This is a genomic window from Galbibacter sp. (assembly GCF_035306585.1).
Classification (GTDB): domain Bacteria; phylum Bacteroidota; class Bacteroidia; order Flavobacteriales; family Flavobacteriaceae; genus Galbibacter.
Map to the genome: position 1 here is coordinate 1 of NZ_DATGNU010000028.1, position 18,096 is coordinate 18,096.

Consider the following 18,096-nt stretch of genomic DNA (forward strand, 5'->3'; position numbering starts at 1 on the left):
ACAGGATCGATCTAAAAGGAGAATCGATGAGAAAAGGGAGTTTAAAAGTAGATTAACAATAATTTTTTATATCATTGTACGATCTTTCAAAGTGGCACGGTTTGCTCCGATATCACTGGCATGGTCACTCCGAAATAGCCATTTTGCCCCGAGAAACAAATAAGACGTTTTTAGAAGAGGATTACCTTATTGCTTATTTAGATCAAAAGCGGAGTGGTAAATCGGATGTGGCGAAGGATTCCACGAAGCCTAACATGGTGCAGTTCGTAGCGGATTTCGATGTGGTGGTAGGTACCTTAATGAAACGATTTAATGGAAAACCTATTAATTTACTTGGTTCTTCCTGAGGTGGAACTTTAGGGCTGTTATATATGATAGAAAACCAAGAAAAGATAACTTCCTTTACGTGTGTTAGTGGAAAAGCGGATGGGATGTATCCTATTTTAGCCCTTATAGATAAGGAAAGAACGTTGGCTGGCTGCTTAGTAAAGCGAAGGATTTTGCAGGAAAAGAGCGTTATAAAGAGATTTTGAATAAATTGATTGAAATTGAACAAAGTGGGTTTAGTGAATTTTTTAATGATATGAATCTCATCAAACACCCCTTTACTAAAGAATTAAGCTTCAATGCTTACTGGGCCAATAAAGAGGCGCAGAAAACAGCCTTAGCATTAGGAAAAGACACCGCCTATTACAACAGGGCTAGGTATACTATGAAATCTTTTGATTCAACTATGGTCAAATTCGAATACGCCAATAGGATTTTTCGAAACACCTACGCCTATAACCATCTAAATATGCTAGATGAGATTTCTGTGATCCAAAAGCCTGTTGTAGTATTGTAAGGCGAGAATGATTATGCAATTGGAGTTCATCAAGCCCAGATGATTTATAATGCGCTAACAGGTGCATCAGTCAAGAGCAACGTATTTAAGATTATTCCAAATGCGGCTCATAATTTAAATCTAGAAGCGCCTAAGGCCTATGCTGAGAGTATTAAATAGTTTTTTTATAATCACAACAATTAGGCATTTAAAGCCATCTTTGAAATCATGTACCCGTAATATAAGCTGAAGATAATTGGATTGGCCAACTTGGAGGTGTTTACCAGCTACCGCCAGCACCACCCCCGCTGAATCCACCGCCACCGAAACCTCCGCCGAATCCACCTCCGCCGAATCCACCTCCTGAGCCGCCAAAACCTCCTGTGCCACCTCTTCCAAGGTTGCTAAGAATGATGATGTCCAAAAGGTCAATGCCGCTTCGACCACCGTTTCTTCCTCCACGATTGTTTCGGTTATTCGATAGGATAATAATGATAATTACAAAGACAATAAAAATAAACAAGAAACCTACCCCTGAAGAGCCAGATGGTCTGTTTGAAGGTTGTGGGGTGCCTTGATAGCTTCCGCTAAATAGATCCATAAGGGCGTTTGTACCTTTATTTAGTCCAGCGTAATAATCCCCTTTTTTAAATTCAGGAATGATTATATTTCTAACAATTTCACCATTGATGCCAGCCGTTAGTAAATGTTCTAAACCATAACCTGGAGAAATCCAGATGGATCGTTCTTTTTCTGCCAGTAAGATAAATACACCGTTATCTTCTTTGGATTGGCCAACACCCCATTCTTGTGCCCATCGTGGGGTTAAAAGACCAATGTTTTCACCATTGATTGACTCCACAGTTGCAATAACAATCTGAGTGCTAGTGGTATCGGCATAATTAATTAACTTTTGTTCAAGGGCAGACTTTTCTGATTCTGATAAAATGTTCGCATAATCATACACGCTGGTTTGCGTGGCAGGTTTTGGTGGAACATCAAACTGTGCAAATAGGGATGGAAGCTGAAAACTTCCAATAAATAATATTATGAATAACAGCTGTTGCTTTGCTTTCAAGATGCTAATTTTTTGAAATTTGGTCAGGGAGTTCATTGACATCATCATGTTGCCAAGGGAAGTGTGCTTTAAGTTCTTCTCCTGCTTTTAGAATGCCTTCAGTGAGTCCGAGTTTAAAATTGTTATTTCTAAAATGGTATTGGATTTTATCCTTGGTGGTTTCCCAAAAGTCCTTTGGAACCACCTTATTAATCCCTTTGTCTCCATATATGGCAAAGGTTTTATCCTTGGCAGCCACATAAATTAGAACGCCATTGCGATCTGCTGTGTTGTCCATTTTTAAATAATGAAATACCTCTGATGCTCTTTTTAAAGGGCTTAATTCTCCAGATGATGGTTCGATATGGACTCGTATTTCTCCAGAAGTTTCTTTCTCCGCCCGTCTGATGGCCTCAATAACTTCTTGTTCTTCTTCTTGGGTTAACAATTGCTCTACATTGGAAGACTTCATCTTTTTGATGTTTAATTCTGCAAAGTATTCACTTGAAAAAATGAAAAAGCTGCTCGGTATAAAAGAGCAGCTGTATGATTTAACTTTCTTTATCGTCGAAATTGAAGTCTACCTCAACGGGTTGGTCTGCTCCAGTTTCTGCATCGAAATAAGGCTTGCCTTCAAAATCAAAGATTCCAGCTAAAATGGAATTCGGGAATCTCTTGACATGATTGTTATAAGGATTAATCGCCTCGTTGTAACGAATTCTCGCTGTTTGAATGGTATTTTCTGTTGAAGTCAGTTCATCCTGAAGCTTTAGAAAATTTTGATTGGCTTTGAGTTCAGGGTACCGCTCCACACTTACAAGTAAACGGCTTAAAGCGCTGCTTAGTCCACCTTGGGCCTGATTAAATTCCTGTAACTGCTCTGCAGAAATGTTTTCAGGGTTGATGTTTACTGAAGTTGCTTTGGCACGAGCTTCGATTACATCAGTAAGGGTGTTTCTCTCGAAATCTGCTGCACCTTTAACGGTGTTCACTAGATTTCCGATGAGGTCATTTCTGCGTTGATACGCTGTTTGAACATTTCCCCAACTCTGTGCCACGTTTTCATTTAGGCTGATCGCAGTGTTGTTAAATCCTACGGCCCAGTTGTATAGTCCAAATCCAATGACTACCAGTACAATAAGGGCGATAATCCACTTTTTCATATTGTTGATGTATTAGTGTTATTTTAAGTAATAAGTATGTGAAATATAGATGATGTTACAATAATTAAGGACAAAAATACTATAATTGTTCTTTTATTTTAGAAAGCTCAGCCTTGATTCCTTCTAATTTACGAATTATCTCAAAATTAGAAAGTGTTTTTTTCTTCTGTTCTTTCAGATGCGTTTTAGCCCCTTCAAGTGTAAAACCACGCTCCTTTACCAAATGATAGATAAGTTCTAGGTTTTTCACGTCTTCTTGTGTGAACCTCCTGTTCCCCTTGGCATTCTTTTTTGGTTTTAGAATGTCGAATTCTTTATCCCAAAAGCGGATCAAGGAAGTGTTCACATCAAAAGCTTTAGCCACCTCTCCAATGCTGTAATACAATTTATCAGGAAGATCGATATGCATTATTAGTCAAGTGATTGATTTTCTTGTGATGCAGCATGCAATAAGGCTTCGTATTCGCTGGCAGATAAAGAGCCGTAATAGAAGTTAATAGGGTCGATTCGTTGTCCGTCTTTCCAGACTTCGTAGTGACAGTGTGGGGCTTGGGATCTTCCAGTACTTCCAACAAATCCAATAAGATCACCGCGTTTTACACGTTGACCTTTACGGACATTGTACTTGCTTAAATGGCCATAAAGACTAAGATATCCAAAACCGTGGTCAATTCTAATATGTTCTCCATAACCAGAGGAGTTGTTGTCAGCACGAACTACTATTCCGTTTCCGGTGGCATATACAGGAGTTCCTTTCGGTGCTGTGAAATCCATCCCGTAATGCATTTTTCTAACCTTGGTAAATGGATCAGAACGCCAACCATAACCAGAGGCCATCCGTGTTAGGTTTTCATTGCTAATGGGTTGAATGGCAGGAATGGCCGCTAGTAATTCTTCTTTTGCTTTAGCAAGCTCCGTGATCTCATCGAGGGATTTAGATTGGATCACAAGACGCTTTTGAAGTTTTTCTAATTTTTGAGTCGCTCTAATAATTAGGTCAGATTGGTTAAAGCCTTCTAGGTGTTTGTAGCGATTTATTCCCCCAAATCCAGCGGTTCGCTGTTCATTTGGGATTGGATTGGCTTCAAAATACACGCGGTAGATATTGTTATCCCTGTCTTCAATATTTTCGAGTACTTGTTCTATTTGCGCCATTTTTTTATTCAATAGCTCAAATTGAAACTCGTAGTTTTTTAATTCTCGCGCTTGGGAAAGTTCTTTTGGTGTGCTAACAAGGCTGGTGTTCAATAAGATCAATAAACAAATTCCTCCAAAGAGAAAGGCTGCCAGAAAAAACAAACTGATGTTAAGGGCTTTTTTTCCTTTCTTAGGTTCTATCCTTCTGTAAGATAATGTTTCGGAATCGTAATAATATTTAACCTTCGACATTAGTTTAAAAGTTCTATTTTTGCCATATGAAATGGTCGTGCGCTTTGTTGAGTAACGAACAAATATATAAATTGTTTTTAAGCCGAGTATAATTTTTAGTAAAAGTTAAGATTTAATGATAAAATCGAGAGATATCCGGAGAAAATTTTTAGATTTTTTTAATGAAAAAGGGCATGCCATAGTCCCATCGGCACCTATGGTTATCAAGGATGATCCAACCCTGATGTTTACCAATGCGGGGATGAATCAATTCAAAGAATACTTCCTTGGGAATAAAACCCCGAAAACCCAGCGAGTAACGGATACTCAAAAGTGTTTAAGAGTTAGTGGAAAGCATAATGATTTGGAGGAAGTAGGAAAGGATACCTACCATCATACCATGTTCGAGATGCTAGGGAACTGGAGTTTTGGCGATTACTTTAAAAAAGAGGCTATTGAATGGGCCTGGGAGCTATTGACTGAAGTTTACGGAATTGATAAGGATATCATATATGTGACGGTATTTGAAGGGTCTGAAGCAGACGGGTTGCCATTGGATCAAGAAGCTTATGACTTTTGGAAGGCTATCGTCCCGGAGGATCGCATTATTCTTGGGAATAAAAAAGATAACTTTTGGGAAATGGGGGATCAAGGGCCTTGCGGTCCTTCATCAGAGATTCATGTGGATATAAGACCAGCGGAGCAGCGCGCTGAAATATCGGGCGCATCTCTTGTAAATAAGGATCACCCTCAGGTGGTAGAAATCTGGAATTTGGTATTTATCGAATTCAACCGAAGGGCTGATGGAAGTCTTCAAAAGCTTGCCCAGCAACACGTGGATACTGGAATGGGCTTTGAGCGTCTTTCGATGGTCTTGCAAGGAAAAACGAGTAATTACGATACGGATGTCTTTACACCACTTATCAGAGAAATTGAAACCATCACTTCGATGCAGTATGGGACAAGTGAAGAAACCGATATTGCTATTCGAGTAATTGCGGACCACGTTAGAGCCGTTGCCTTTGCCATTGCTGATGGACAGCTTCCTAGTAATACAGGTGCAGGATATGTGATTCGAAGAATCCTCAGAAGAGCCATACGTTATGGATTCACCTTTTTAAATCAAAAAGAAGCTTTTATCTACAAGTTAGTGGAGACACTAAGTAAGCAAATGTCAGAATTCTTCCCAGAGCTTAAAAAACAAAAGAACATTATATACAATGTGATCAAAGAGGAAGAGAATTCCTTTTTGCGCACATTAGCTCAGGGCCTATTGCTCTTGGATACCGTTATTAAGGAAAATAAAGGTTCTGAAATCCCTGGTGATAAAGCTTTTGAACTTTATGATACTTTTGGGTTTCCAATAGATTTGACAGCACTTATTCTACAAGAGAAAGGCTATACCCTAGATCAAGAAGGGTTTAAAACCGCCCTTGATAAGCAAAAAAACAGATCCAGAGCCGCCACCAAGGTAGAGACAGGTGACTGGGAAATTCTCATCGATGATCCTGTAGAAGAGTTCGTGGGATATGATCTTTTAGAGACTCCTGTAAAGCTTACGCGTTACCGAAAAGTGGATAGCAAGAAAGAGGGCACCATGTATCAGTTGGTTTTTAATATAACCCCGTTTTATGCAGAGGGTGGAGGACAAGTTGGCGACAAGGGATACCTACAATCATCCAATGGAGATATCGTTTATATTTTGGATACTAAAAAGGAGAATAATTTGATTATTCACCTGGCAAAACACCTTCCAAAAAACCTTCACGAAACGTTCACTGCGGTAGTGGATGCCAAACAAAGAGAGCGTACAGCGGCAAACCATTCCGCTACACATTTGTTACACCAAGCCCTTAGAAGTGTTCTTGGGGATCATGTGGAACAAAAGGGGAGTATGGTTCGAAGTGGATATTTGAGATTTGATTTTTCACATTTTAGTAAATTGACAAGCGAAGAGCTCGCGGCGGTGGCTGATTTTGTCAATGCTCGTATTAAGGAGCATTTACCGTTGGAGGAAAATAGGCAAACGCCTTATAATCTAGCCATTGAAAATGGTGCTATGGCACTCTTTGGAGAGAAGTACGGAGATGTGGTAAGGACCATTAAGTTTGGCGATAGTATAGAACTTTGTGGTGGAACGCATGTGAAAAACACCAGAGATATCTGGCATTTTATTATCACCTCTGAAGGGGCGGTAGCTGCAGGCGTGCGTAGAATTGAGGCCATAACCTATGATACAGCACAAGAATACTTTACCACACAGACAGCGGAATTCCAACAGGTCAAAGATGCCTTGAAGGGTAATTCATCGGATCCATTAAAAGCAGTTACTGCTTTACAAGAGGAGAATTCGGCCTTGAAAAAACAAATTGAGCAGCTTTTAAAAGAGAAGGCAAAATCGGTCAAATCAACCTTAAAAGCATCCCTGGAAACCATTGATGGAGTGCAGTTCTTAGCTCAGGAGGTAGATTTAGATCAAGGAAGTATAAAAGACTTGGCTTTTGAATTAGGTTCCGAATTTGACAATCTTTTCTTAATGTTCGGTTCAAGTTATAATGGCAAAGCCATGTTGAGTTGTTATATTTCTAAGAAGCTGGTTAAAGACAGAGATTTAAATGCGGGAACCATAGTAAGGGAACTTGGAAGACTCATCCAAGGAGGTGGGGGAGGACAACCATTCTTTGCAACAGCTGGCGGTAAAAATCCTGCAGGAATTCCAGAGGCACTTCAAAAAGCAAAATCCTATATCGAGGCTTAAGTGTACAAAGGCGTATGAAATTACAAACGCAAATCCCTTTAAAACAGCATAACCCTTTGATTGACTACCAATCAAAGGTATTGCTGATAGGGTCTTGCTTTGTGGATAATATAGGGCAGAAGCTGGACTATTTTAAGTTTCAGAGTCAGTCCAACCCTTTTGGAGTTTTATTTCATCCAAAGGCTTTGGAGCGCGTGATTACTCGGATCATCCGAGGGACAGGTTTTACTGATAAGGATTTATTTTGGCATAAGGAGCGCTGGCAATCTTTAGAGGTCCATTCTAGCTATTCTGATACCGATAAAGATCGATTACGTGCGAAGTTAAACCAGAAAATCGCTTTACAACATAACAATGTCAAGGAGGTATCACACATCGTAATTACCCTTGGAACAGCATGGGGGTACATGCATTTGAAATCACAAGCCATCGTTGGCAATTGTCATAAACTTCCTCAGAATCATTTTCAAAAGCACTTAAGTACCGTAGCAGAGATTCAAAATAATCTACAACATATAATAAAGGGTATAAGGGATGTAAATCCTGATGCCACCATCATCTTTACCATCTCACCCATTAGACATCTAAAGGATGGTTTTGTGGAGAACCAGCGAAGCAAAGCTCACTTGATCGCGGCGGTTCACCAGTGTGTAGCGACCTTCAAGGATGCCAAGATCACCTATTTTCCTTCCTACGAAATTGTCATGGATGAATTAAGGGATTATCGTTTCTATGGGGAAGATATGATCCACTTAACACCGATGGCCATCGGTTATATTTGGGAACGATTTTCATTCTCTTGGCTTGATCCAAAGACCAAAGAGATTATGGAAAAGGTAGATACGATTCAAAGGGGGTTGTCGCACAGGCCATTTGATCCAAATGGTGCGTCTTACCTGGCATTTAAAGAAGAGCTTCAACAAAAAATTGCGTATATTTCTGAAAAATACCCCCATATGCAATTTTAATAGAATAGTTATGCGAAAAATCTTATTTGGCGTCTGCATCACCCTGTTTTTGCTTTGGATGTTTCAGTGGTATAGAAACTACCAGCAGCGTTCTGAGCAATTAAAACAAGGCACAGAACTTATTCAAAAGCAGATCAATAACGTCAGTAAACTTGTCGTAACCGAGGGGCATTTTTCCCAGGTATTTAACTATGAGCAATCCGAAAAAATATTTGCCAATTTACTCACTACTAAAAAACGCGCCCTGGTGGTGGTCAATGCAGAGGTAAGTGTTGCCTATGACTTAAGTAAAGTTACCTTCAAGTTGGACCAGGAAAATAGAACGCTCTACATAACCAAGATTCCAGAAGCAGAGGTCAAAATAACTCCTGATATTGAATACTATAATACCTCAGGTGATTACCTGAACCCTTTTGATGCCCAAGATATTAATAAAATTAAAAGAGAAGTTATTGCTGAAATTGCAAAGAAAGTAGAAGCCTCTGGCCTTGAGAAGAATGCCCAAAACAGATTATTGACAGAGATGTCAAAGTTTTATGTGCTCACCAACTCCTTAGGTTGGTCCTTGGTCTATAACAAGGTGCCGGTAACTACCGATCAATATTTGGATCACCTTGAATTTAAGAATTGATCGACTGCTGTATTAAGCTGGTTATAACAGATTAATTTTTCTATTTGCCCAATAAAATATCTTCCTACTAGTAAAAATCCGATAAATAAAAGCGGCAGTAGGAATTTTATAATTAAGTAGGTATAATTCATTTTTTTTAGTTCTTCCATGGTACTCTCCAAAGGTGTTATATCCTTAAAAATAGGCTTAAGATGTTTTTTGGCAATATGGCTATAGGCAAGTAAAAACAGTAGTGTGATGGGGACCGCGAACAGACTACCATCTAAAGCTCTACTGGTATTGAAAAAACAAGGTCCTAATAGCACTATAGCACTATAGAAAAATAGCAGTAAGAGTAGACTGCCAATGCTGTTTCTAACAGCAATATAGGCAAGCTCTTGTGCTGTTTCGATACTGATTGTTTTGGTTAAAGAGAACCCGTTATAGTCATAGGATTTGTAATATATGACCGTTAAAAACTATTGATAACTATATTTTAAAATGATTTTCATCTAAAAAGGGATCTTATTCTTTTGGGCAAGGGTGTATACCTGTTTTGGTTTAAGACATTAACCTGTTATTTACCCTTTCCAATTTGATTGCTTACCCAACTTAAGAATTGATTTTTAAAATCAGTGGTGCTCCATTGTTGGTCTTTCGCCACATCACTGGCTTGTTCAACCACTGCATTGGAAACGGTCTTTTGATAGTTTACACTGATTTTATTGTTTTCATGGGTAGTCCAATAGGTTTCTCTATAGGCTATTCCTCCGCCATCTGGAAGCATGCTCACAATACGGACACTGTAATCATCAGCTCCAATCTTAGCAGTGTAGATGGCAAGTTTATGGTCTTTGTCTATTAAAATATACGGCGCTAGGGATGGTCCTGTGAGCGCATCATTTTTAAGATATGTTTTTAATTGTGGGTCATAGATATAAGCAGAATGTGTAGCATTTCTGTTAAGGTCATAACCTTCTGGGAAACTCAAATCATTATAGCCATCGAAATTAATGTCAAAGTCCCTTGGATTGAATTCATGTTGCGAAAGTTGTGTTATCGCGGTTGGTTTTTTAATCGGAGCCAAAGGAGCTTGAAAAACGACACTACTATCAGCAAAGCGGATCAGCTCTCTATCGGAGATCGATACCGCTATTGGATTTGGGTTGGTATTGGTCGCTCTGGTATATCGTACTGAATAACGCCATAGTAGTTTTTCATTGTTCATCACAAAATCTTTGCTATAGGTATAGAAGGTGCTATCTATAAGACTTCGGTAATACTGTGGGTAATTCTCGTATCGCTGGAAGGAGTCAATGCTCTTGAGCGTAAATTCAAAGGCTTTATTATATTGGTAAGTTTTGATTACAGAATCAATGGTATAGCTTACCAGGTGTTTCGAGTTTTTGGTTAATCGCTCCGCGAGCTCAGTTTGCTGAAAACTTTGATCATCTTTAAAGATACTGCTAATGGTTACATTTTTTTCGGGATGATTGATTTGGCCACTTAGGGTAATTTGATCGCCCAAACCTTTCGTGTTTTGAACGATTAATTTTTCTAGGACACTTTCATTAAAAACATAATAATAGGTGTCTATGTTGAGGTTTTGACCAATTCGAAGTAATTCTTGGCCTTTATATACCAGGGCCCCACCGCTGAGTGAATCCAATAAGGGATTATCTGTGATTCGTTGATCCTTTATCGTATTAAAATACTTTTGCAGGTGATCGATCTCAAATGTAAATTCCTTCTTTGGTAACAAATCATAATAGTAATTACCCGTTTGAAGACTTCGTTTAATACGAACGGGTTGTTTGTCAAAATCGATATCATAGGCAACAAACCGGTCTTGGTCAGATTCGTAGGTGTAGATCTTATAAACTTCATTTTTCACCTTATCTATTCTAAATACGCTCCCTTGTATATCAGAAGTCACTGTTTTTTGATCTCTTAGGATGGCGGTCTGTTTAAACTCTTTTAGTTTGTTTTCCTGTTTGGTTTTCCCGTAAAGATTAAGGGCGGTAAAACTGGAATCCGATGGTCTTTTAATGACTCCTCTATAATACACGCTATCAGGACCTTTGAGGCTGTTATTTTTTATTCGCAGTAGTTTGGAAATTAGTTCTTCATCACTCAGGCGTATAGGTTCTTTTTGTTGTAAAGCTAAGGAGTCCGTAGTGCTTTGACTATCGGCTTTTTTCGTGTCATTATCACATGCAAAGATACTCAAGGCGATACTGATGATAAATACTATTTTTTTCAAAATGGTTTGTATATAGATTTGGGGATAAATTTAAAAAACTTTTGGAGATTTGGATTATTTGATTGCAAGGGTCTTCTCAACTAAAGAGATTCCGTCATCGATTAGCTGTCCTACCTCAGGTTGACGCTGTTTTATGCCTTCTAGGTGTTGGGATATTTCTAGCGCGAATTCCTGATCATTGGAGGTTTTAGCGAGCTCATACAACTCAACTGTTAGTAGCCATTGATCGGGAAAATCGTTTTGAATTTGCTCCAATACCTTATGTCTGGAAATGGTTTTATTTTTTCCTTCTCTAAAGTCACGCACTTGTTGGTACAAGGTTTCTAATTGTTTTTGATCTTCACTTTTAGGTTGTGGGGTTTGGTCAGGGGTACTTTGATGGGTTATTAAATCAAATCCCTTGACATCTGCAACGCCATTATAAGCTGAAATGGCTTCTTTGCCAATGGCCAGGTGATATACGCCTTGGTCAGGAGAAAATAATATACGATCTCGGTGTTTTACGGTACAATTATTTAGACTGATAAGGATGATTTTACCTAGGAGGTTTCGGGTTCCTGTAATGATTTCACCTTCCATATAAATGTCTCCTTCAAATTCAAGCTGAACCTTGTGTCCTTCATAAATGTTATAGGCCTTTAAATCACGTGGACTCATATCTTCTATGGCAAGATTGATTCCTTTGAGTTTGCCAATTGGACTCCCAAACCCATGGCGGTAACGACTGCTTCCATGCCCTACGAGCTCCTTATCTCTATAGGCTAAAGCTGTTTTTCCTGTGGTGGCAACGTATATGGCTTTTCCTTGATATTCAATTACCTCTTTGAAAACGCCTGAGATTTGTATTCCAGTACTGAGTTCAAGGGTTCCTAATGCGTTGGAGTCAATAAGCTTTTTAATTCCTGATAAACCACCGCGCCTAATTGCCATGGTATTTGCAAACTCCTCCAAGACTTGGCTTAAGTGAGCAAAGTCAGGTGTGACATATAGTTGCGGTTGGGGTTTGGTGATATCAAACCCTTGATCGGCCGCTTCTATGGTATAAGGAATCTTTTGAACTGCATCTGTCATACACCATTTGCTTTCACCAATGGAGGATAGTAGTCCAGCTCCATAGATTTTTGGGGTAGTTACCTTACCTATAAGGCCGTATTCAACGGTCCACCAATGTAAATTCCGAATACGTGCCATCTCACTGAGTTCCGTATTTTGTTCTTGTAGCTCATTAAGCTTTGCTTCAGCTTCTTCGATGGCTTTTAAATCGGTATTTTCCGATTCTTTTAAAATTGATAGCCTGCGTACAGCTTGATATATTTGGTGATCCTTCTCATTAGAAATGGCCTTGGCACCAATTTCTCCAAACCTTCTTAAGTACTCTGCGTACTCTGGATTGGCTATAATCGGAGCATGTCCGGCTCCTTCATGAATGATATCTGGAGCTGGGGTGTATTGGATATGTTCGAGTTGTCTTATTTCACTGGCGATAACAAGCACGTTATGGGCCTGAAATTCCATAAAGGCATTCGGGGGTATAAAACCATCGACCGCTACTGCTGCCCACCCTATGTCCTTTAGGATACGATTCATACCATACATGCTTGGGATATGGTCAATGGCAATCCCTGTTTTTTTTAATCCTTCTGTATAAGAATCGTGTGCAACCCTTTTTAAGTAATCCACGTTTTTTCGCATCACATACCTCCAAGTCGCTTGGTTTATGGCGGAATAGTGCTTATAATTTTGTGGTTTAATGTATTGCTTAAGATGCGCTGGTAAGCGATCAATTAACGGATTGCTTTGATAGTTTGATTCCATTTCCACTTTTTTGTTCCTCTAAAGTTACAAAAGCATATGTTAATCTGCTAAAATTCAGTTGAAATGCTGTTTTTAGCATGCTTATAGTACAACAAAGTGTTTTGGCCTTGGTTGGTGTAATCTGAAGGATGAATTTTTGTTGCTTTTTACTTGAAAGTCACATTTAAAATAACATGAAATTTTAAACCTTGCTAATTAATTAGGGTGTTGATGTGCGATCAAACCTAAAGCAGCTCCCTACTATGAGATAAAAAAACCACGCGACTAAGGCGTGGTTCGTATCTGAATTTATCCTATCAACTACCATTACTCTGAAACTCCTGCAACGCGGGTAGCTGGTTGTACCGGAGGAAACTGTTCTAAAATTTCTTTTACAAATTCTCTAATGCGCTCCTCCTTCTTGGCAAGATCACCATTTGTAATCAATGCTCCTGTTCCTTTACCCTGCCATACGAGTTCTTTTCTATCGGCATCAATTAGATCGATGTATAAAGAACCTTCGGTTTCTCTGGAAATAGTATTGTAGCCCATTCCTGCATAGGGATAGCCATACCAACCCCATCCCCAACCAACGTTGTTGTACACATTTACACGGTCTACTTCTTTGGTAAAGATACTTACCAAAATGTCAGGGTTCTCCGATAACTGATATCCTCTGGATTGTAGTTCGTATTGGATGGATCTTAAAATTCGCTTAATATCTAAATCCGATATTTCTGCTTTATCAATCCCAGGCTTGTAAAAGGCAAAGGTTTTGTATTTGTTAAAATCGACTTGCCGGTCGTAGTCTGTAGCTACCTGAATTGTACTACACGCTCCCATTAGGAGGACAATTACTAGTATTCCAGAAAATAGTTTAATGGCTTTCATGGGTAATGTTTTATTTGTTGTTTTTATAATATCGTATCCAGTAAATCTTCATCTACGTGGTTTGGAAGGTGAACCTTTAAATTAGATTCTTCTTCCATAGCTCGTTTAATTGCAAACTCGGCTCCTTTATTTCGAGCCCAGCTTCTTCTAGCAATGCCGTTGTTTACATCCCAAAATAACATGGATTGTAAGCGATTACTAGCCTCTTTAGAACCATCAAGAACCATGCCGAAGCCTCCATTTATCACCTCTCCCCAACCAACGCCACCACCGTTGTGAATGCTCACCCAAGTGGCTCCTCTAAAGCTGTCCCCTATGACGTTTTGTATGGCCATATCCGCTGTAAAGCGTGAGCCATCATAAATGTTTGAGGTTTCTCGATATGGAGAATCCGTTCCGCTGACATCGTGATGATCTCTACCTAAAATTACAAAACCTATTTCATTTTTGGAAATAGCTTGGTTGAAAGCTTCTGCTATTTTTATCCTTCCAAGAGCATCTGCATACAATATTCGAGCTTGAGAGCCTACCACTAGCTGGTTTTGTTCTGCTGACTTGATCCAATGGATATTGTCCTGTAGCTGTTGCTGAATCTCTGGAGGAGCATCTTGTTTAAGATTTTCAAGGACCTTTATAGCCAGCGCGTCAGTTTTACGTAAATCCTCTTCTTTTCCACTGGCGCACACCCATCGAAATGGACCAAATCCATAATCAAAGCACATTGGTCCCATAATGTCCTGTACATAACTAGGATATCGGAAATGTTGTCCATCTTCGGTCATAATATCAGCACCTGCCCTAGAGGCTTCAAGTAAAAAAGCATTCCCATAATCAAAAAAGTAAGTGCCTTTTGCGGTGTGTTTGTTAATGGCTGCTGTTTGCCTTCGTAAGCTTTGTTGCACCAAGGCTTTGAATTGTTCGCCCTCTTGTGCCATAAGTTCTTGCGCCTTCTCAAATGATATCCCTGCCGGATAATACCCACCTGCCCATGGGTTGTGAAGTGAGGTTTGATCTGAGCCTAGATCAATTTTTATTTGCTGGGTATCAAATTCTTCCCAAACATCTACTACATTTCCCTGGTAGGCTATGGAGATTACTTCCTTTTCTTGAACGGCTTTTTTAACCCTACGGACTAAATCATCTAAATCTTTTATAATGATATCGACCCAACCTTGACAATGGCGTGTTTCGATGACTTTTGGATTTACCTCTGCACATACGGTAATACATCCTGCGATGTTTCCAGCCTTTGGTTGAGCCCCGCTCATACCTCCTAGGCCCGAGGTTACAAAAAGTCCTCCTTTTGGACTCCGACCGATTTTTCTAAATCCATTCAATACCGTGATGGTTGTTCCGTGTACAATACCCTGAGGCCCAATGTACATATAACTTCCAGCGGTCATTTGGCCATATTGGGTCACCCCTAGGGCATTAAATTTTTCCCAGTCATCGGAACTGGAGTAATTGGGAATCATCATACCATTGGTTACTACCACTCTAGGGGCATTTCTATGCGATGGGAAAAGCCCCATAGGATGTCCACTGTACATCACCAGTGTTTGTTCATCGGTCATCTCCGCTAAGAATTGCATCGTAAGTCTGTATTGTGCCCAGTTTTGAAATACAGCACCGTTCCCTCCATAGGTGATCAGTTCATCTGGATGTTGGGCTACTTTGGGATCTAAATTATTCATTATCATTAGCATAATAGCCGCTGCTTGTTTTGATTTGGCAGGATACTGATCAATATCGCGCGCATAGATTGGATAGCTGGGTTTAAAACGATACATGTAAATGCGGCCAAAACGATCGAGTTCTTCCTTGAATTCCGGGAGCAGTTGTGGGTGCACTTGTTTATCGAAATAGCGTAGGGCGTTTTTGAGTGCCAGTTTCTTCTCCTGTGCGCTTAAAATGTCTTTGCGTTTGGGGGCATGGTTGACTTTATGGTCGTATGCTTTTAGCTCGGGTAGTTGTTTCGGTATACCTTGAAGTAGTTCTTCTTGAAATGTCATTGTTACTTGATTTAATACATTATTAACTAGCTTTTGCCCTTGGAGGAAATGTTAATCCTTACTTTTGTCATACCCATACGGGCAATGCCTACAGCCACTTTTACAACAATACCCTCTCCTTAGATGGTATTGTTCTGTGAAGACCCTGTACCCCTCGGCGGACAGGTAAAAATCTCCCTCTTGGATTGGAATAATTTTTTTCATAAAAAAGGCCTAAATTAGATTATGCTATCTTTACCCAGATAACGCAAGTGGAAAAATACAAATAAGCAGGTACTTATACCAAATTTTAATTTGATTCTAGTCTTTAAATACATATTGCCAAAACGTTATGATGGCCTTACATTATGGCCGTTGATCATACTCAAGGAAAATAAGCTGAAACTTGATACTGTTTTAATTAACCACGAGCGCATTCATCTTCGACAACAACTAGAACTTTTGATCGTCTTCTTCTACCTTTGGTATTTAATAGAATGGTTTGTTGGAATAATACGCTTTAGAAACGCTGTTAAAGCTTATAGAAATATAAGTTTTGAAAAAGAAGCCTATGCTCATGAGACTGACTTAGATTATTTGGATCATCGGCCAGTTTACAGTTTTTTAAAGTATCTTTTTTAAGCCTAATGTCATTTTTCTTTGGTAGGGGTTTGTCGTATCTTGGTCAACTTAAAAAAGGAAGGTTTGTACAATCAGCAAGTCAATTTACCGATACTCAAAAACAATGGCATAAGGTTGTATATAAAAAGGGAGGATCAGATACATCCGTTTGTTTCAGGGAATAAATTTCGTAAACTGAAATACAATCTCGCTATGGCCAAAACCAAGGGCTATGACTGCCTGCTTACCTTTGGCGGCGCTTTTTCGAATCATATTGCTGCCACGGCCTATGCGGGGTATGAGCAAGGCTTTAAGACCATTGGCCTTATAAGAGGAGAAGAGCTTTGCGGTAAGGATGATAATCCGACAATGAACTTTGCAAAATCCCATGGCATGGAGCTTGCCTTTGTCGATAGAGTACAATACCGCGATAAGGATTCTGAAAGTTTTTTAAAGGAGCTGGAGGAAAAATTTGGAAAATTTTATGTAATACCAGAAGGAGGAACCAATGGTCATGCAGTTCGAGGATGTGAAGAGATTTTACAAGACCAGGATGCCGATTTTCATTACATCTGTGTAGCGGTAGGTACTGGGGGTACCATCAGTGGATTAATCAATAGCCTGCAAGATGATCAACAAGTTTTGGGATTTCCAGCCTTAAGAGGGGATTTTTTAAAATCAGAAATCCGTAAGTTTGCCACAAACAATAGGTGGAAATTGATTGATAAATATCATTTTGGAGGTTATGCTAAAATAAATCGTCAACTTGTGGAGTTTATCAATGCGTTTAAGTGTGATACCGGCATACCACTTGATCCTGTATATACAGGGAAGATGATCTATGGCATTATGGATCTTGTGGAAAACGGGTATTTTAAAGGCCCCTGTAAAATTTTAGCGATACACACTGGGGGGCTACAGGGCATAGAAGGTATGAATCAAGTTTTAAAACGAAAAAAATTACCATTATTAACATGATGATAAAAAAGATTTTTGTGGTTTTCGTATTGGTTTTATTAGCCAGTTGCGGTAGTAAAAAGAAGGCAACTAAGTCCAAGAGACCTACTGAAAGAGAAGTGGTTAGCGAAAAAAATGATCGCAGCAGGGAAAAAGAGCGAGAGACGCAGACCTTGGAATCGACCTCAAGAACAACGGTGTATACCGAAACTGTAGAAGATTATATTCGTGTCTATAGCCCAATTGCAGTGCGTCAAATGCGTGAATTTGGAGTTCCTGCAAGTATCATACTCTCCCAAGGAATTTTAGAGAGCGGAGCAGGTAAAGGAGAATTGGTTCGTAAGGCCAACAACCACTTTGGTATAAAATGTCACACCGGATGGCAGGGTGAAAGAGCCTATCATGATGATGATGCTAAGGGCGAATGTTTTCGAAAATACGACTATGCAGAATTATCTTTTGCGGACCATTCGAGGTTTTTAACCACCAGAAGTAGATACGATTTTTTATTTGATTTAAAACCCGATGATTACAAAGGTTGGGCTCGAGGTCTGCGAAAAGCAGGGTATGCCACAGATAGACGCTATCCGGAAAAACTAATTTCGCTTATTGAACGGTATCGTCTCTATGAGTACGATGACCAGGCAATGGGGAAAAAGTCGCGTAAAGGTCAGCGCACCGCTGAGAGACAACATGTGGTGTCTAAAGGAGATACGTTGTATTCTATATCCAGACGCCATAACATGTCGGTAGATGAATTGAAAAGAAAAAACGACTTGAGGGATAATACCATTCATGTCGGACAGATATTATATTTAAATTAAAAAAAGTT

General features: G+C 39.4%; 18 protein-coding genes. 8 read left to right on the forward strand and 10 right to left on the reverse strand.

Translation table 11 applies throughout. The features are described from left to right. Positions 1-74 precede the first annotated feature (74 nt). Positions 75-347 carry a hypothetical protein gene (locus tag VKY50_RS02980; protein ID WP_324298693.1) on the forward strand — a complete coding sequence of 91 codons (273 nt, stop codon included), beginning with the start codon at positions 75-77 and terminating at the stop codon, positions 345-347. Between the two features lie 182 nt (positions 348-529). Beyond that, positions 530-844 (forward strand): hypothetical protein, encoded by a 315-nt coding sequence (locus tag VKY50_RS02985; protein ID WP_324298695.1) that lies wholly within the window; start codon positions 530-532, stop codon positions 842-844. Between the two features lie 259 nt (positions 845-1,103). Here VKY50_RS02985 and VKY50_RS02990 read toward each other — a convergent pair whose 3' ends face one another. From VKY50_RS02990 to VKY50_RS03010, 5 genes are all read right to left on the reverse strand, one after another. Continuing rightward, positions 1,104-1,937: a TPM domain-containing protein gene (locus VKY50_RS02990; protein WP_324298697.1), complete on the reverse strand. Its 834-nt coding sequence runs from the start codon at positions 1,935-1,937 to the stop codon at positions 1,104-1,106. Continuing rightward, the gene (locus VKY50_RS02995; RefSeq protein WP_324298699.1) at positions 1,906-2,352 is read right to left on the reverse strand and encodes a TPM domain-containing protein; all 447 of its coding nucleotides are present in this window, start codon (positions 2,350-2,352) and stop codon (positions 1,906-1,908) included. Before VKY50_RS02995 ends, VKY50_RS02990 begins: the two co-directional genes overlap by 32 nt. Positions 2,353-2,431: 79 nt before the next feature. After that, on the reverse strand, positions 2,432-3,043 hold the full coding sequence (locus tag VKY50_RS03000; protein WP_324298701.1) for a LemA family protein: 612 nt from the start codon (positions 3,041-3,043) through the stop codon (positions 2,432-2,434). Positions 3,044-3,122: 79 nt separating this feature from the next. Further along, positions 3,123-3,452 carry a MerR family transcriptional regulator gene (locus tag VKY50_RS03005; RefSeq protein ID WP_324298703.1) on the reverse strand — a complete coding sequence of 110 codons (330 nt, stop codon included), beginning with the start codon at positions 3,450-3,452 and terminating at the stop codon, positions 3,123-3,125. Between the two features lie 2 nt (positions 3,453-3,454). Beyond that, complete coding sequence (locus VKY50_RS03010) at positions 3,455-4,432, reverse strand: M23 family metallopeptidase (protein ID WP_324298705.1); 978 nt, start codon at positions 4,430-4,432, stop codon at positions 3,455-3,457. A 115-nt stretch (positions 4,433-4,547) separates the two neighbouring features. On the opposite strand from VKY50_RS03010, the gene alaS reads away from it, so the two are divergent. From alaS to VKY50_RS03025, 3 genes are read left to right on the forward strand one after another with little or no spacing between them, the layout of a single operon-like run. Beyond that, positions 4,548-7,169: an alanine--tRNA ligase gene (alaS, locus tag VKY50_RS03015; RefSeq protein WP_324298707.1), complete on the forward strand. Its 2,622-nt coding sequence runs from the start codon at positions 4,548-4,550 to the stop codon at positions 7,167-7,169. Between the two features lie 14 nt (positions 7,170-7,183). Then, entirely contained in the window at positions 7,184-8,137 is a 954-nt protein-coding gene (locus tag VKY50_RS03020) for a GSCFA domain-containing protein (RefSeq protein ID WP_324298709.1), read from the forward strand. A gap of 10 nt (positions 8,138-8,147) precedes the next feature. After that, entirely contained in the window at positions 8,148-8,768 is a 621-nt protein-coding gene (locus tag VKY50_RS03025; protein ID WP_324298711.1) for a DUF4230 domain-containing protein, read from the forward strand. Between the two features lie 556 nt (positions 8,769-9,324). On the opposite strand, the gene VKY50_RS03030 is transcribed toward VKY50_RS03025, so the two are convergent. The 5 genes from VKY50_RS03030 to VKY50_RS03050 all read right to left on the reverse strand — a co-directional run bounded on the left by VKY50_RS03030 (position 9,325) and on the right by VKY50_RS03050 (position 15,911). After that, entirely contained in the window at positions 9,325-11,010 is a 1,686-nt protein-coding gene (locus tag VKY50_RS03030) for an XAC2610-related protein (protein WP_324298713.1), read from the reverse strand. A gap of 54 nt (positions 11,011-11,064) precedes the next feature. Continuing rightward, positions 11,065-12,825: an aromatic amino acid hydroxylase gene (locus VKY50_RS03035; protein ID WP_324298715.1), complete on the reverse strand. Its 1,761-nt coding sequence runs from the start codon at positions 12,823-12,825 to the stop codon at positions 11,065-11,067. Between the two features lie 306 nt (positions 12,826-13,131). Next, on the reverse strand, positions 13,132-13,695 hold the full coding sequence (locus tag VKY50_RS03040; RefSeq protein WP_324298717.1) for a DUF4136 domain-containing protein: 564 nt from the start codon (positions 13,693-13,695) through the stop codon (positions 13,132-13,134). A gap of 23 nt (positions 13,696-13,718) precedes the next feature. After that, complete coding sequence (locus VKY50_RS03045) at positions 13,719-15,707, reverse strand: urocanate hydratase (protein WP_324298719.1); 1,989 nt, start codon at positions 15,705-15,707, stop codon at positions 13,719-13,721. Positions 15,708-15,758: 51 nt separating this feature from the next. Next, positions 15,759-15,911: a C1orf53 family protein gene (locus tag VKY50_RS03050; RefSeq protein WP_324298721.1), complete on the reverse strand. Its 153-nt coding sequence runs from the start codon at positions 15,909-15,911 to the stop codon at positions 15,759-15,761. A 90-nt stretch (positions 15,912-16,001) separates the two neighbouring features. On the opposite strand from VKY50_RS03050, the gene VKY50_RS03055 reads away from it, so the two are divergent. The 3 genes from VKY50_RS03055 to VKY50_RS03065 all read left to right on the forward strand — a co-directional run bounded on the left by VKY50_RS03055 (position 16,002) and on the right by VKY50_RS03065 (position 18,088). Then, positions 16,002-16,328 carry a hypothetical protein gene (locus tag VKY50_RS03055; RefSeq protein ID WP_324298723.1) on the forward strand — a complete coding sequence of 109 codons (327 nt, stop codon included), beginning with the start codon at positions 16,002-16,004 and terminating at the stop codon, positions 16,326-16,328. A gap of 63 nt (positions 16,329-16,391) precedes the next feature. Next, positions 16,392-17,285, forward strand: coding sequence for a 1-aminocyclopropane-1-carboxylate deaminase/D-cysteine desulfhydrase (locus tag VKY50_RS03060; protein WP_324298725.1), 894 nt, complete (start codon positions 16,392-16,394; stop codon positions 17,283-17,285). Further along, the gene (locus VKY50_RS03065) at positions 17,285-18,088 is read left to right on the forward strand and encodes a glucosaminidase domain-containing protein (protein WP_324298826.1); all 804 of its coding nucleotides are present in this window, start codon (positions 17,285-17,287) and stop codon (positions 18,086-18,088) included. The genes VKY50_RS03060 and VKY50_RS03065 overlap by 1 nt, the downstream gene beginning before the upstream one ends. Positions 18,089-18,096: the final 8 nt, after the last annotated feature.

What these genes read in the sequence shown, in the direction of transcription:
- VKY50_RS02990 (WP_324298697.1), bottom strand. Translation starts at nt 1,937, where the DNA reads ATGAACTCCCTGACCAAATTTCAAAAAATTAGCATCTTGAAAGCAAAG.
- VKY50_RS02995 (WP_324298699.1), bottom strand. Translation starts at nt 2,352, where the DNA reads ATGAAGTCTTCCAATGTAGAGCAATTGTTAACCCAAGAAGAAGAACAA.
- VKY50_RS03000 (WP_324298701.1), bottom strand. Translation starts at nt 3,043, where the DNA reads ATGAAAAAGTGGATTATCGCCCTTATTGTACTGGTAGTCATTGGATTT.
- VKY50_RS03005 (WP_324298703.1), bottom strand. Translation starts at nt 3,452, where the DNA reads ATGCATATCGATCTTCCTGATAAATTGTATTACAGCATTGGAGAGGTG.
- VKY50_RS03010 (WP_324298705.1), bottom strand. Translation starts at nt 4,432, where the DNA reads ATGTCGAAGGTTAAATATTATTACGATTCCGAAACATTATCTTACAGA.
- alaS (WP_324298707.1), top strand. Translation starts at nt 4,548, where the DNA reads ATGATAAAATCGAGAGATATCCGGAGAAAATTTTTAGATTTTTTTAAT.
- VKY50_RS03020 (WP_324298709.1), top strand. Translation starts at nt 7,184, where the DNA reads ATGAAATTACAAACGCAAATCCCTTTAAAACAGCATAACCCTTTGATT.
- VKY50_RS03025 (WP_324298711.1), top strand. Translation starts at nt 8,148, where the DNA reads ATGCGAAAAATCTTATTTGGCGTCTGCATCACCCTGTTTTTGCTTTGG.
- VKY50_RS03035 (WP_324298715.1), bottom strand. Translation starts at nt 12,825, where the DNA reads ATGGAATCAAACTATCAAAGCAATCCGTTAATTGATCGCTTACCAGCG.
- VKY50_RS03040 (WP_324298717.1), bottom strand. Translation starts at nt 13,695, where the DNA reads ATGAAAGCCATTAAACTATTTTCTGGAATACTAGTAATTGTCCTCCTA.
- VKY50_RS03045 (WP_324298719.1), bottom strand. Translation starts at nt 15,707, where the DNA reads ATGACATTTCAAGAAGAACTACTTCAAGGTATACCGAAACAACTACCC.
- VKY50_RS03050 (WP_324298721.1), bottom strand. Translation starts at nt 15,911, where the DNA reads ATGAAAAAAATTATTCCAATCCAAGAGGGAGATTTTTACCTGTCCGCC.
- VKY50_RS03065 (WP_324298826.1), top strand. Translation starts at nt 17,285, where the DNA reads ATGATAAAAAAGATTTTTGTGGTTTTCGTATTGGTTTTATTAGCCAGT.